The organism is Parasediminibacterium paludis (assembly GCF_042651445.1).
Lineage (GTDB): Bacteria > Bacteroidota > Bacteroidia > Chitinophagales > Chitinophagaceae > Parasediminibacterium > Parasediminibacterium paludis.
The window spans coordinates 49,702-64,062 of record NZ_JBHSDC010000019.1; the positions used below are offsets into that span (position 1 = coordinate 49,702).

At 35.3% G+C, this 14,361-nt stretch carries 12 protein-coding genes and 1 tRNA gene; 8 read left to right on the top strand and 5 right to left on the bottom strand.

Annotated elements, in window-relative coordinates; all coding sequences use genetic code 11:
• Position 1 precedes the first annotated feature (1 nt).
• A complete protein-coding gene (locus ACFOW1_RS10010; RefSeq protein WP_379013998.1) occupies positions 2 to 1,525 on the top strand; it encodes a response regulator in 1,524 nt (507 codons plus the stop codon).
• Positions 1,526 to 1,724: 199 nt separating this feature from the next.
• Here the strand turns inward: ACFOW1_RS10010 and ACFOW1_RS10015 are convergent.
• The 3 genes from ACFOW1_RS10015 to hflX form a co-directional block, all read right to left on the bottom strand.
• Positions 1,725 to 1,798, bottom strand: a tRNA-Asn gene (locus tag ACFOW1_RS10015).
• A gap of 54 nt (positions 1,799 to 1,852) precedes the next feature.
• Positions 1,853 to 2,209: a Rieske (2Fe-2S) protein gene (locus ACFOW1_RS10020; protein ID WP_379013999.1), complete on the bottom strand. Its 357-nt coding sequence runs from the start codon at positions 2,207 to 2,209 to the stop codon at positions 1,853 to 1,855.
• 11 nt (positions 2,210 to 2,220) lie between these two features.
• On the bottom strand, positions 2,221 to 3,405 hold the full coding sequence (hflX, locus tag ACFOW1_RS10025; protein ID WP_379014000.1) for a GTPase HflX: 1,185 nt from the start codon (positions 3,403 to 3,405) through the stop codon (positions 2,221 to 2,223).
• A gap of 118 nt (positions 3,406 to 3,523) precedes the next feature.
• Here hflX and ACFOW1_RS10030 point away from each other — a divergent pair, with 118 nt between their 5' ends.
• From ACFOW1_RS10030 to ACFOW1_RS10045, 4 genes are all read left to right on the top strand, one after another.
• On the top strand, positions 3,524 to 4,486 hold the full coding sequence (locus ACFOW1_RS10030) for a KpsF/GutQ family sugar-phosphate isomerase (protein WP_379014002.1): 963 nt from the start codon (positions 3,524 to 3,526) through the stop codon (positions 4,484 to 4,486).
• 144 nt (positions 4,487 to 4,630) lie between these two features.
• Positions 4,631 to 5,719 carry a mannose-1-phosphate guanylyltransferase gene (locus ACFOW1_RS10035; RefSeq protein WP_379014003.1) on the top strand — a complete coding sequence of 363 codons (1,089 nt, stop codon included), beginning with the start codon at positions 4,631 to 4,633 and terminating at the stop codon, positions 5,717 to 5,719.
• A 140-nt stretch (positions 5,720 to 5,859) separates the two neighbouring features.
• The gene (locus ACFOW1_RS10040) at positions 5,860 to 7,650 is read left to right on the top strand and encodes an AMP-dependent synthetase/ligase (RefSeq protein WP_379014004.1); all 1,791 of its coding nucleotides are present in this window, start codon (positions 5,860 to 5,862) and stop codon (positions 7,648 to 7,650) included.
• 370 nt (positions 7,651 to 8,020) lie between these two features.
• On the top strand, positions 8,021 to 8,422 hold the full coding sequence (locus tag ACFOW1_RS10045; protein ID WP_379014005.1) for an arsenate reductase ArsC: 402 nt from the start codon (positions 8,021 to 8,023) through the stop codon (positions 8,420 to 8,422).
• 61 nt (positions 8,423 to 8,483) lie between these two features.
• Here ACFOW1_RS10045 and ACFOW1_RS10050 read toward each other — a convergent pair whose 3' ends face one another.
• Together ACFOW1_RS10050 and ACFOW1_RS10055 are read right to left on the bottom strand one after the other, a co-directional pair.
• Entirely contained in the window at positions 8,484 to 9,767 is a 1,284-nt protein-coding gene (locus tag ACFOW1_RS10050; RefSeq protein ID WP_379014006.1) for a hypothetical protein, read from the bottom strand.
• 37 nt (positions 9,768 to 9,804) lie between these two features.
• Entirely contained in the window at positions 9,805 to 11,145 is a 1,341-nt protein-coding gene (locus ACFOW1_RS10055; protein WP_379014007.1) for a DUF4270 family protein, read from the bottom strand.
• A 324-nt stretch (positions 11,146 to 11,469) separates the two neighbouring features.
• Between ACFOW1_RS10055 and ACFOW1_RS10060 the strand changes: the two genes are divergently transcribed.
• The 3 genes from ACFOW1_RS10060 (at position 11,470) to ACFOW1_RS10070 (ending at position 14,324) form a co-directional block, all read left to right on the top strand.
• The gene (locus ACFOW1_RS10060) at positions 11,470 to 12,528 is read left to right on the top strand and encodes a Kelch repeat-containing protein (RefSeq protein ID WP_379014008.1); all 1,059 of its coding nucleotides are present in this window, start codon (positions 11,470 to 11,472) and stop codon (positions 12,526 to 12,528) included.
• Positions 12,521 to 12,841 (top strand): DUF4907 domain-containing protein, encoded by a 321-nt coding sequence (locus tag ACFOW1_RS10065; protein WP_379014009.1) that lies wholly within the window; start codon positions 12,521 to 12,523, stop codon positions 12,839 to 12,841. Before ACFOW1_RS10060 ends, ACFOW1_RS10065 begins: the two co-directional genes overlap by 8 nt.
• 91 nt (positions 12,842 to 12,932) lie before the next feature.
• Entirely contained in the window at positions 12,933 to 14,324 is a 1,392-nt protein-coding gene (locus tag ACFOW1_RS10070; RefSeq protein ID WP_379014010.1) for a dihydroorotase, read from the top strand.
• Positions 14,325 to 14,361: the final 37 nt, after the last annotated feature.

Consider the following 14,361-nt stretch of genomic DNA (forward strand, 5'->3'; position numbering starts at 1 on the left):
AATGCAGCCTAATCCTAAACAATCATATCATAAATTAGTAAATAGGCAACTAAAAAAATATAGTAGCCCCGAACTACTTGCCAATGAGCATTTTTTAAAATTCGTTGAAGCTGTCAGCGATTCGTACGAAGCTTTTGATAAAGACAAAGAATTATCTGACCATTCATTCACCATTAGCCAACAAGATTTTTCTGAAATAAACGAAAAGCTCAAAGAAGAATTTGAACTTAAGAATGTTTTTATCAAAAAACTAAAAGATGCATTAAATAATATATCTACAAAAGCAAACAGTGCCATTATTCACCAAGATGATGATTTACTACAAATAGTAGATTTATTGAATGATGAAATAACCAAACGTAAAGAAGTAGAAAGCCAGTTGATACTTGCAAAAAACGATGCCGAACTTGCTAGCCAAGCTAAGTCTGAGTTTTTATCTATCATGAGCCATGAAATACGTACACCGCTAAATGCAGTGATAGGTATGGGGCATTTATTATTGAAAAATAACCCTCGAGAAGATCAGATAGGCAATTTGAGAGCGCTAAAAACCTCAGCCGACCATTTGCTAGTATTAATCAATGATATTTTAGACTTTAATAAAATAGAATCGGGCAAGTTAGAGTTAGAAGAGTCGGTATTTAGCATCAAAAAAATTATTAGCGATATTATTACTGGTAATAAAAACGCAGCCGACGAACGAGAAAACCAGATTGTTTTAGACATTGATCAAAACCTTCCGCAACACTATATTGGTGATGGCTTAAGGCTTGGCCAAGTATTTAATAATCTTATTTCTAATGCGGTAAAATTTACCCAAAAGGGTACTATCACTGTTAGCGCCAAACTGAATAAACTATTACCTGATAAACAAGCAGAAATTGATTTTGCGATAAAGGACTCGGGTGTAGGCATTGCTTCAAACAAGCTAGATAGCATTTTTATGCCTTTCATGCAAGCGTCTACCTCTATTACTAGAAAATATGGTGGTACAGGCTTGGGACTGGCCATTACCAAACGTATCTTGGGCTTACTGAATTCTGATATCCATGTTAGTTCAGAGCCAGGTAGCGGTTCTATTTTTTATTTTACATTACAATTAAAAGTTGCTGAAATAAACCAAAACACCATAGCTGCGGAAGATGTAATTGATTTTGATTTAAAAGGCAAACGTATTTTGTTAGTTGAAGATACACAGTTTAATATTCTATTTGCGACACAGCTATTGGAAAGCTGGAATGCAACCATAGACGTAGCAGAAAATGGACTATTAGCAACAGAAAAGCTACTAGGAACCAATTTTGATCTGGTACTAATGGATTTACAAATGCCCGTTATGGATGGTTATACAGCCACAACAAAAATTAGAGAGTTTAATAGCGCAATACCCATCATTGCACTTACAGCATCTGCAACCACCAACGTGAGAGAAAAAGTACTGGCAGTGGGCATGCAAGACTATGTAACCAAACCTTTTAATCCCAACGATTTTTATTTAAAGCTAAAACGCCACTTAGTATTATAAAATCGATAACAGCTTTTTTTAGCCAATTGGAATTACCAAGAATGCTTCATTTTCAATGCGACTATTTTATTTAATGTTAGCTGGGCAAAGTAGCCATGATAGCTGTAAATAAAAGGCTAGAATCAGTTTGATAGTCATTATTTTGTACTTGAAAATCGAATCCAGATATAAAAAAGGTACTATTGCTAGTACCTCGTTGCTCTCCCTGTTGGACTTGAACCAACGACCCTCTGATTAACAGTCAGATGCTCTAACCAACTGAGCTAAGGAAGAATTTCCCTGTTTGGGGTTGCAAAAATAGGGGATAATTTATTTTGGCAAAATATTTTATAAAAAATTGAAAAAACTTTTTTCTTCAAATCCTATAAATACGCCTTCCTGAGTGTTTTTTACAGCATAGGTCTTTAAAAAATACCCTTCGCCTGTTACGTTTCTGCCATTTTTAAGACTAAACTTATATCTGTGTAATGGGCAAACGGCGTTGCCAAGTGCGTCAATAAAACCATCTACCATAATACCACTTGCATGCGGGCATTTATATGCAAAGGCAAATAGCTCATTTTTAAATTTAGCTAATGATATTTTTTTACCATCGGCTTCTACTACACACATACTATTAGTTTGAAAAGCAATAGCATCTTCGCTTTCAGCAATTTTGTACCAAACTACTTTTTTATCGCCCATAAAATTTACTACTAAAAATGAATGGTTTTGTAAGGGTATCTAATACCATACATTTCTCTCACTTTTTCCATAATAGTTTCTCGCAATAAGTCAATATTTTGGCGCTCAATAGCTGATATAAAGACGCAATTATTATTAGTTTCCTCCTCCCAACGCTCTTTTAATTCACGGCGTAGTTGTTCTTTTATGCTATCATCTAGCCATTCGTCAAAATATTTCTGCTCGTACAGATCCATTTTATTAAAAATGGTCAATATTGGCTTCTCAAACGCTTTTAAATCTTGCAAAGTTTTGTTTACAACACCTATTTGCTCTTCATATTTTATATGAGATGTATCTACTACATGCAGCAAAATATCTGCCTCACGTACCTCATCTAAAGTACTTTTAAAACTTTCAACCAAGTGATGCGGTAGTTTTCGAATAAATCCAACCGTATCACTTAACAAAAAAGGCGTATTTTCAAATACTACTTTTCTTGTGGTGGTATCTAGTGTTGCGAACAATTTGTTTTCTGCAAAAACTTCACTTTTACTCAGCAAAGTCATTAAGGTACTTTTTCCAACATTGGTATAACCTACCAAAGCCACTCGAATAAATTCACCACGCTCTTTACGTTGGGTAAAAGATTGCTTATCAATTTCCTGTAAACGCTTGCGCAGCAACGAGATTTTATCTTTCACAATACGTCTATCCGTTTCAATTTCGGTTTCGCCCGGGCCTCTACTACCTATACCACCACCTTGCCTTTCTAAGTGCTTCCACATACCTTTTAAACGTGGCAAAATGTACTGATACTGTGCTAGTTCTACCTGTACTTTAGATTGAGCTGTTCTTGCCCTGCGGGCAAAAATGTCTAAAATCAAATCGCTTCTATCAAGGGTTTTGGTTTTAAGTTCTGTTTCAATATTGATTATTTGCGAACCAGTCAACTCATCATCAAAGACTATTAAACCAATATTTTTACCTTGTATATAGTTTTTTATTTCTTCAAGTTTACCTTTACCCACAAAGGTTTTACTATCTGGACGTAGCATTTTTTGTGTGAAACGCTTTACTGTTTTTGCGCCAGCTGTTTCTGCCAAAAAGGCCAACTCGTCTAAGTATTCTTCTACTTGTTCGGGCGTTTGGTCTTTTTGTACCAAACCTACCAATACAGCACGTTCTTCGTCCTTTATTTTCTGTTTCTCTATCAATTACAAATAATTTGTACAAAAGTAGTTGGTTTTGCTGTCTTGATTCATATTCACCCATACATATCAGTATTGGTATGCTAGCAACATTTTACATTTGCGCCACTTACCTTTACAATACATGAACTTGGATATAGCACAAACCGCCAAACAAACCATTGCTGTAGAAGCAAAAGCTATTGCAGCTTTGGGCAATTTTATTGATGCAGACTTTGAAAAGGTGGTAGAATTGATTTACCAATCTAAAGGTCGTTTGGTGGTAAGTGGCATTGGCAAAAGCGCTATTGTAGCACAAAAAATTGTAGCTACACTCAACTCTACTGGTACTCCAGCTTTGTTTATGCATGCAGCCGATGCCATTCATGGCGACCTTGGTATGATTCAGCCCGAGGACATTGTATTACTAATAAGTAAGAGCGGAGAAAGTGCTGAGATAAAAGCGATTGTACCTTTGATAAAAAGCTTTAATAATATACTGATAGGCTTGGTTGGCAATCTAAAAAGCTACTTAGCTAGCCAGTGTCATCACATCATTAACACCACAATTGATAAAGAAGCCTGTCCTAATAATTTGGCCCCTACCACAAGTACAACCGCACAAATGGTAATGGGTGATGCATTAGCTGTATGTTTAATGGAGCTAAAAGGTTTTAAAGGTGATGATTTTGCAAAATATCATCCTGGCGGTAATTTAGGCAAACGATTGTATCTTAGAGTAAGTGATATTTACCCACACAATCCTTCACCAAAAGTATTACCTACAGCTACGCTAAAAGAGGTGATTTTGGAAATTACTCAAAAGCGCCTTGGTGTTACTGCCGTAGTTGATGCCGACAATACCATTAAGGGCATTGTTACCGATGGCGATTTAAGACGTATGTTAGAACGCAGTACCAACTATGATACCATAACAGCCTCAGACATTCTTACAAGTAACCCAAAAACCATTGCACCAAATAGTATGGCTGTAGATGCATTGGATGTTTTCGCTTTGCATGACATAAGCCAATTGCTTGTAGTTGAAAATGATACTTATTTGGGTGTACTACATTTGCACGACTTAATAAAAGAAGGCATTATGTAAATATCGATATGCGTATTTGCCGGACAATGAACGATAAACGGCAGAAAAATTGTATGGATGTTACCTTGTTCTTATCAATTTTAATAAAATTCTTTAACAACCATACATTCTTTATATTTGATTTTATAAAACCTAATGAACATTATGAATAATCCAAATCACTATGTAGCCATTATGGCTGGCGGTATTGGCAGTCGTTTTTGGCCACAAAGCCGTGTAGGCTACCCGAAACAGTTTTTAGATATTTTAAATACTGGCAAAAGTTTAATTCAATGGACTTTTGAGCGCTACGCTGCATTTATTCCTAAAGAAAATATTTATGTAGTAACCGCTGCTGAATACAGTCATATTTGCGAAGAGCAATTGCCGGATATTCCTAAAGAAAATATTATTGCTGAACCAAGCAGAAAAAACACAGCTCCTTGTGTGGCTTATATTACTTTTAAATTAAAGCAGCAAAACCCCAATGCATCGTTAATTGTGGCACCAAGCGACCACATGATTATGGATACAGACACCTTTAGAAATATTTCTTTAAAGGCACTAAATTTTGTAGACCAAAATAATGCATTTGTAACACTTGGTATCCAGCCAACTTACCCAAATACTGGCTACGGGTATATTCAATTTGACCAACAAAACGATGCTGGTGATGGTATTTTTAAAGTAAAAACTTTTACCGAAAAACCTAGTCTGGAAATTGCAAAAAGCTTCTTAGAAAGTGGCGACTTTTTGTGGAACGGCGGCATCTTTATTTGGAAAGCCGCCGATGTGGTGGAAGCATTTGAAAAATACGATACGGACACTTTTGAATTATTTGACGCTGAAAAAGAGAATCTAAATACACCAAATGAAAAAGAAGCAATAGATCGTATATATCCATTGTGTAAAAATGTGGCTATCGACGTAGCTATTATGGAAAAAGCACAAAATGTGTATGTGATTCCTTCCTCTTTTGGCTGGAGCGATTTAGGTACTTGGACCAGCGCCTACGATAACCTTGAAAAAGATGCCTTAGGTAATGCCGTAGCTAGCGACAATACAATCATCATTGACGCTACTAAATGTATGATTAGTGCCCCTTCTGACAAACTTTTGGTATTGCAAGGGTTAGATGATTTTGTTGTAATTGATACAAAAGATGCATTGATGATATGCAAAAAAGAAAAAGAACAAGCTATTAAAGAATATGTAGCCGAAGTGAAAAGAACGAAAGGCGATAAATACTTATAAAAAATTAAATTATAGATTCAAGATTCAAGTTGCAGGCACTATTTTGCTTGTTTCTTGAATCTTGTCTATTTTTACCTCTATCTTAAACCTTCATCTAGCTATTTTTGTTTTTTACCCTAACGATTTTAAACGGTTGAGCCATGAATGATAGAATGCGTTTGTTTGATTGCATAGACTTGCAGCTACGAAAATTTCCTAAAACAGATATGTTTGGTGCCAAAGAAAATGGGCAATGGATTACCTACAGCACCCAACAAGTTCAAGACATTGTTAACAATTTCAGTGCTGGCTTACTCAATCTTGGCTTAAGCGGAAGAGATATGACGGCCGAGGGCAGCGACAAAATCGCCATCATTAGCAACAACAGACCAGAATGGGTTTTTACCGACCTAGCCGCACAGCAAATTGGGGTTATTTTAGTGCCCATTTACCCTACTACCAATCCTAACGAAATTGAATTTATATTTAACGATGCACAGGTAAAATATGTATTTGTAAGCAACCAAGAAATGCTTACAAAAATTCAAAGTGTAGCACCAAAAGTAGCTTCGATACAAGGTATTTATAGCTTCGATAATATTGACGGTTGTAAGCATTGGAGCAACATTACAGCATCTGCTAATGAGGCCTCTTTACAGCAAGTTACTAGCTTAAGGGCAAGCATTCCCACATCACAAATTGCTACTATTATTTATACGTCTGGTACTACAGGTGTTCCTAAAGGTGTATTACTTAGTCATAATAATATTTTTAGTAATGTAAAACTTAGTAAAGAAAGCTTTCCTTTTGAAGATGCACCAGAAAGCAAAGTGCTTAGCTTTTTACCACTCAATCATATTTTCGAGAAAATGGTCACGTATATCTACTTGTATAGTGGTATAGGTATTTATTATGCAGAAAGTTTAGACACTATTGGCGATAATTTAAAAGAAATTAAGCCCGATGGATTTACCACAGTACCACGCTTGTTAGAGAAAGTTTTTGAAAAAATAATGACCACGGGTAGCCAATTGACGGGAATTAAAAAAACATTATTCTACTGGGCTGTAAGTGTGGCTGAAAAATACGATAATCTAGAAGATGGTGGCATTTGGTACAATTTGCAGCTTGCCCTAGCCAACAAACTCATTTTCAAAAAATGGCGTGAAGCTTTAGGTGGTAATATTCGCTTTATTGTTACTGGCGGGGCCGCTTGTCAGGTAAAATTGTTACGTATATTCAATGCTGGCAAAATACCTGTGTATGAAGGTTATGGCCCCACAGAAAATAGCCCAGTAATATGTGTTAATCGCAAGGCAAAAGACGGTACTAAATTTGGCACGGTAGGGCCACCGATAGATGGTATTGAAGTAAAACTCGCTGAAGATGGCGAAATTTTAGTAGCTGGACCAAGTGTTATGGAAGGCTATTTTAAACGCCCAGATTTAACAGCAGAAACAGTAATTGATGGTTGGTTACATACTGGCGATATTGGCATATGGGTAGATAATAAATTTTTAAAAATTACCGATAGAAAAAAAGAACTGTTTAAAACAAGTGGTGGCAAATATGTAGCGCCACAACCTATAGAAAACAAGTTTAAAGAAAGCCCTTTTATAGAGCAAATAATGATTGTGGGTAGCGAACGCAAATTTGTGGGTGCATTAATAGTTCCATCATTTACACATTTAAAAGCTTGGATGCTACACAAAGAACTACCTTTTACGACTAATGCCGACGCCATTAAACAACCTGCTGTTTTAGAAAAGTACACGTCTATCATTGAAGATTTCAATCAATATTTTAACCATGTAGAACAAGTGAAAAAATTTGAACTACTCGATAAAGAATGGAGCGTTGAAACAGGTGAAATGACGCCTAAACTGAGTTTAAAAAGAAAGGTAGTAATGGAAAAATGTGTTGCAGCTATAGAACATATTTATAAAGACTAATCTATTTAAATGCCTCGTTTTCTATCGATGCATTTTTTTAAAAAATATTTATCGTAAAAATACGATGATATTCAAATGTGATTGATACATTTGTCTTATCGTAAAAAACCGATAGAGCAAATATGCTTTTAAGTACATCATCAAATTTGACATAGTTAAAAAAGATTTAGTGGTATAAATACCAAAAATGTTCGTTTTTTGATATGCGCTTCGACTTTAGATACAATATCAAATTTTGGATGGTACAATATTAGTTAGGGTAGCGGTATACAGGAGTTGTTGAATTTAATCAATCAATACTATTAAATAAAAGGAGATACGATTTTAAATAAAACAGTATGTGTTTATTTTAATTTACTAAAAATAATACATGAAAAAGAAACTCTTATTTGTTTGTATCGAAAACAGTAATCGTAGCCAAATGAGTCAAGCATTTGCCATTATTCATGGGGGCAATGCATTTGAAGCTTACAGCGCTGGCAGCAAACCCAGTGGTATTGTGAATCCCAAAGCTATTGCAGCCATGAAAGAGATTGGCTATGACCTTTCTAAACACGATAGCAAAAGCCTTGAAGAAGTAAAAGCCTACGCTCCTTTTGATGCGGTAATAACCATGGGCTGCGGAGACGCTTGCCCTTGGATGCCAGCAAAACGCTTTGTTGACTGGGTTATTCCGGATCCCAAACATATGGAACCAGCTCAATTTAACGAGGTAAGAGACGATATAGAAAGCAAGGTAAAAGCCTTAATCGCTGAACTTGAAGCTGAATAAAAAATAGCACTAAAAACAAAAAAACAACCTGATTTGGGTTGCTTTTTTGTTTCAAAATTTATTAGTTGTAGCGCTTAAGTTTTACACGCCAAAAATCTCTATAAACAAATGTTGCATGAAATTGAGTGTATACTTCTTTTACTAAGCCTATATCTGTGGTACCTCTTCTACCAATTTCTAAACCTAGTTGCAAGCCAAGGTTACTCTTTACAGTATTAAAGCCACCACCGAACGTAATACCATATTCATTAATTTGTTTGCCGTAAATTTTTAAATAAGAATCAGAATAAAACAAACCAGCTTGCATAAAATATTTCTCAGCACTTAAAATATTTCCTTGATAGTCTCTAAAATTTATTTTTTTAGAATATTCAAAACCTAACGAATACCTACTACTATTTACTAATTGGTAGTTGTAAGCGTTCGCATTTGCGCCTGCCCAACCTTGAAAATTGTAATCTGCTGCTACAGTATATTTATTTTTAATTTTCACTGCAAGACCGCCTGTGTAAGAAAGTGGTAGGTTAAAATAAGTATCGTTATAATGATTATTACTTAATAAAGCCGTTGTACCATCTGTTACTTTTAATTGATTATTAGCTTTTAAAGCCGTTTTTAACGATCCTGTTACGCCTGCAAGTAGTTGTATTTTTTTATTAATATTTGTTTGATACTGGATACCTCCTTTAAAGAAAAAATTACCAAGCAGAATATTTTTATCTGTTACTAGTGAACTATCACTGATGCTATTAATTAATGTTTCTTTTTGATCCAATTGTCCAAAAAGATATGCCGTGTGCAAACCCACAGAAAGGTGCTTATTAATTTTGTAACTATTAGCAATAAAAAACTGATTTGTACTGCCTGTACCTTGGTTATAAGTTGGAACAATAATAGGTGCACCAACTACGGTTTTGGTACTATAAAAAGAATAATTAGAAGTACTAAAAGGTAATAAGCCAATAGCAGCACCCCAACGCGGTTTGATTTTTATAGCAACTACTAGCTTTTTAAATTGTAAATCTGATGATTGACTTGCCGATGCATTTGAGATAGGAGAACCAGAGTAACTTACACCTTTATAACGTGCCGTAACTTCAAAGTTAAAAAACTTATCTTGCATGCCACTATAAGATGCTGGATTTGCATGGTATAAAAACCGATTTGTAGCATCGGATGATAAGGCAACACCAGCATACCCCATACCACTTGTTCTATCAAAACTACTTTTTTCGATATCACCAATCCCTACAATGGAATATGGAGACGCATTGTTTTGTGCAAGTACACTACTGCCAGCAAATAAACTAATAATAAATAAACCAGAAAGTATGTTAAGTTTCATGTGTTGTTGTTTTAAGCAATAACCAATAGCTGTGGGTTTATTGTATGGCTGCATAATAAATCTGCAACTCTATTTTACTATTAGGAATATTGTTTAGACTATTACCAATTGCTACCCTATCAAACAATGTTTGGTAATTGCTATTTGGTGGCGACATCAACAATCCGTCATAATCATTATTAGGATTGTTAATAGCATATTTTATATAGTTTGTTACATCGTAAGTGTAGGCTGTGCTTACCCCATAAGCATAATCTATGTATAAATTACCAAGTTGCGTTTGTTGTGTACCACTCGAATTTAAGACCGTTAAATCGCTACCTATCATGTTAAGCGCGGTTGTGGTAGATAATCTTAATGAAGGCGGCAAAAAGAAATTTCTGTCATAGGTACCCGCTACAGGTCTTATAATCAATCTAGCACTAAGAATTTTGGCAAAATTGGGTGCTTTCACAACATCTTTAATTGAAGGAAACTTAATCTTTGTAATAACACTACCTGCAGATTGACAATAAGCCACATTATCAGTTAGCCTACTACTCTTTTCTTTCACCTGACCTATGCCATTCCCTAAGTCTTTGATATTTGCAGAACCAGTACTTCTGTCTACAGAAATATTTGTAAAATGGAGGCTTCTATTATTGATTGTAAAATCGATATTATTATTGATCAAATACAAATCCTTTTTTCTATATTGAATACGAAATTTAGCACTATCGCTACAACCAAAAACTAACTGACTGCTATTATTACTACTGATACGAATACCCTGAAAGTAATTTAGAAATGTTTCAGCTGTTTTAATAGTATCACTTTTTCTAGTATACATATCCAGGATTTCTTGTCCTAAAGCTGGGTCTAACTTAATATAGATGGTATCTGTTTGATTGGGGTTGATAATCACATCTTTTGCACCCAAAACTGTAGGATTCACGTTAAACGAATTCACATTGTATAGAGTTGTACCGTTGTCGTAAGGTTGTATTTTATCGGTCACTCTCGATATATCTATGTGAACAGGCTTTGTAGTATCGCCATAAAAATGCTTATTTAATTTAAGAATCAATGTCAATGAGTCAAATATCACATTGTCATAAATATCTTGATAACTAGGCGGCCCTACTTGAAAGTAAGTTTGTGTAGCGATAGTGCCAAAAATGGGATCTTTGTAGCCACCAATGAGTGTGGTGCCTAAACCAGATGTGGCAAATGAATCTACAAATACGGTGGATAGTTCTGCACTGAACGTATCAACTTTAATGATTTGCGTGGTACCTGCATCTACAAAATCGCTACCAAATTGAATATCAACCTTTTTGCAGGCTATTGTACCGATGATAAGTGACAGTAAAACAATAATGGAAAATTTCTGCTGCATTTTGGCTTTTTATGCGTTTTAAAACGATCAATACTATTAATAATAGAATATACAATGTTAGGCTTCCCCGTTGTTACAAAATTGTTAGTATGGATAAATAAATTGTTTTACCCGATAAAATGCCTAATCTTGTCTATTAGTAGCAACATCATACCGAAATAAATATTTCCCTTATTTTGCAGCCCGTTTGCAAATATAGGTAATCTAATTTTTAATAGTTAGTAGACAAAATGAAACTATTCATCTACAAATACTATTTAAAAATCCATATTAACTATTTCTTTGACAAGCCTACTAATAATTTCAGCAAAATTTTAACTGATCATGAAGCATTTAAAGTACTTTTTCTTTTTACCAGCCAGTATCGTTTTATTGGCAATCTCTTGTTCTAAAGGCAGTGATTCTACCGACTTAGTTGGTAACTGGGTTACGCGTTCTCAATTAAATGGTGATGCGCGCTATGAAGCCACATCATTTACGATAGGTGATACAGCATATCTCGCTACAGGCTACAATGGTACAGACCGTTACCGTGACGTTTGGGCTTACCGTGCAGATAATAATACTTGGACACTAAAAGCAACGTTTGGCGGTGTAGCGCGTAACTCTGCGGCTGGTTTCTCTGTAAATGGCAAAGGCTATATTACGACAGGTTACGATGGCACAAAACGCTTAAAAGATACTTGGCAGTATGATCCTGCTAGTAACAGTTGGACCCAAAAACAAGATTTCCCAGAACCAGTTAACGCAGGTACTGGTAATAGCGATGGTCGATACGATGCAACTGCTTTTACTTTAACAGTAGGTAGCGTACAAAAGGGATTTGTTACTTGTGGTTATAATGGTAGTACACAAAAAGATATGTATTCTTATAATCCAGCAAATGATACTTGGCAAACTGAAATCGCTAGTCCAGGTTCAAAGCGTTCTGCTGCTGTTGCATTTGTATATAACAATAAAGCATATTTGGTTACTGGTTCTAGCAGTGGTACTAATTTAAATGACTTCTATGTTTATGATCCAAATGCTGCCGACCCAACTCAACCTTGGACTGCTTTAAACAAAATCACCAACGTTAGTACTGACAGTTTTGATGATGATTATACTGACATCGCTCGCACAAATGCTGTTGCATTTGTAATTGGTGACAAAGGTTTCTTAGCAACTGGTGAAATTGGTGGCTATACTTCTAAAGTTTGGGCTTACGATTTTGCAACAGATAGATGGTCACGCAAACACGATTTCGAACGTTCTGCGCGTTCAGGTGCCATAGGATTTACAATTAAGGGTAGAGGTTTTGTATCTACTGGTAGAGCTAGTGGTTTACCATTCGACGATATTGAAGAATTCCAACCAGATGCAACTTACAATGCAAATGATTAAAAAGAATTGGATATACGTACTTTTTGCGTTATCTGTTATTGTATTTACAATTACAGAATACCAAAAGCATCGACAAAATGCGATTGTAGCTAAAGCAAAACAGTTAAGTACAGGTGGTTGGGGTTATGATATCTATGTTAAAGATGTTGTTTATATATCACAAGATATAATTCCATCAATTACTGGGCGAAAAACATTTGCATCAGAAAAAGACGCTTTAAAAGTGGGGAATTTGATGGTGGCAAAAATGAAAAATAATTTACGGCCCGTTATTACAGACTTTGAATTAGACAGTTTAAATATTGTACGATGATAAAAAAGGCTTGGCAAATTTGCCAAGCCTTTTTTATTGCTAAAAATTACCACATATTCCTTAATCTTGTTGGCGAATTTAAAACCTGTTTATGGCAAATTATCTTATAAAAAATACCACTATAGTAAACGAAGGCAAACAATTTCATGGTGATATATTGATTAAAAATCAGCGTATAGAAAAAATTGCCACCAATATTAGCACTTCAGAAGCAGTGATAGAAATTGATGGTACTAACCAATATGTACTGCCAGGTTGTATTGATGATCAAGTGCATTTTCGTGAACCAGGTTTAACACATAAAGCCAATATTTATACAGAAGCAAAAGCAGCTGTAGCCGGCGGTGTAACAAGCTTTATGGAAATGCCAAATACCAATCCACCAGCTTTTACACAAGAACTGCTTGAACAGAAATACGAGATTGGTAAGCAAACAGCACTTGCCAATTACTCTTTTTATATGGGTACGTCTAACAATAACCTAGACGAAATTTTAAAAACGAACGCAAAAAAACATGAGGTTTGTGGCGTAAAAATATTTATGGGTAGTTCTACTGGAAATTTACTAGTAGATAGCCCATTGGTGCTTGAAAGTGTATTTGAAGGAAGTGAATTATTAATTGCTACGCATTGTGAAGAAGAAAGTGTTATCAAGGCCAATCTAGCAAAAATAAAAGCAGAGAAAGCAGAACTAGAACCAAGTGACCATCCTATCATTCGCAATGAAGAAGCTTGTTTTGAATCGTCATTTAAGGCCATACAATTTGCCAAAAAGTACAACAGTCGCTTACACATCTTACACATCACCACTGCCAAAGAATTACAATTATTTGGCAATATGATTGATTTAAAAGACAAGCGAATTACTTCTGAGGTTTGTGTACACCATTTGCATTTTACAAGCGATGATTATGCCACATTAGGCAATCAAATAAAATGTAATCCTGCCATCAAATCACCCAATAATAAAACAGCGCTTTGGGAGGCTTTGCTAGACGATAGATTAGATGTAATTGCTACCGATCATGCGCCCCATATATTGGAAGAAAAAGGATGTGTGAGAACCAACGACCCGAAACGCCCTCTAATTGCTGTAGGCGAAGGCTTATACGAAAAAGCACATGCAGGACTTCCATTGGTACAACATAGCTTACAACTCATGTTGTACTATGTAAAAGAAGGTAAAATCAGCATTGAAAAAGTGGTTGAAAAAATGAGTCATAATGTGGCTATCTGTTTCCAAATAAAAGAGCGTGGCTTTATTAGAGAAGGCTATTTTGCCGATTTAGTAATGGTGAACCTAAATCAATCAGAAACCATATCCAAAAGCAATATTCTATACAAATGTGCTTGGAGCCCTTTAGAAGGTTTTACAGTACCTGCAAGTATTACACACACTTTTGTAAGCGGTCATTTAGCCTATCAAAATGGTCAATTTAATGAATCTGTCAAAGGGTTGCGCCTACAATTTGATAGAAGTTAAGTAATACAACACAAACCGTTCTAGATACGAACTTCTG

Coding starts and splice junctions, on each gene's coding strand:
- ACFOW1_RS10050 (WP_379014006.1), bottom strand. CDS start 9,767: ATGAAACTTAACATACTTTCTGGTTTATTTATTATTAGTTTATTTGCT.
- ACFOW1_RS10070 (WP_379014010.1), top strand. CDS start 12,933: ATGGCAAATTATCTTATAAAAAATACCACTATAGTAAACGAAGGCAAA.
- ACFOW1_RS10035 (WP_379014003.1), top strand. CDS start 4,631: ATGAATAATCCAAATCACTATGTAGCCATTATGGCTGGCGGTATTGGC.
- ACFOW1_RS10040 (WP_379014004.1), top strand. CDS start 5,860: ATGAATGATAGAATGCGTTTGTTTGATTGCATAGACTTGCAGCTACGA.
- ACFOW1_RS10065 (WP_379014009.1), top strand. CDS start 12,521: ATGATTAAAAAGAATTGGATATACGTACTTTTTGCGTTATCTGTTATT.
- ACFOW1_RS10020 (WP_379013999.1), bottom strand. CDS start 2,209: ATGGGCGATAAAAAAGTAGTTTGGTACAAAATTGCTGAAAGCGAAGAT.
- ACFOW1_RS10045 (WP_379014005.1), top strand. CDS start 8,021: ATGAAAAAGAAACTCTTATTTGTTTGTATCGAAAACAGTAATCGTAGC.
- ACFOW1_RS10030 (WP_379014002.1), top strand. CDS start 3,524: ATGAACTTGGATATAGCACAAACCGCCAAACAAACCATTGCTGTAGAA.
- ACFOW1_RS10060 (WP_379014008.1), top strand. CDS start 11,470: ATGAAGCATTTAAAGTACTTTTTCTTTTTACCAGCCAGTATCGTTTTA.
- ACFOW1_RS10010 (WP_379013998.1), top strand. CDS start 2: ATGCAGCCTAATCCTAAACAATCATATCATAAATTAGTAAATAGGCAA.
- ACFOW1_RS10055 (WP_379014007.1), bottom strand. CDS start 11,145: ATGCAGCAGAAATTTTCCATTATTGTTTTACTGTCACTTATCATCGGT.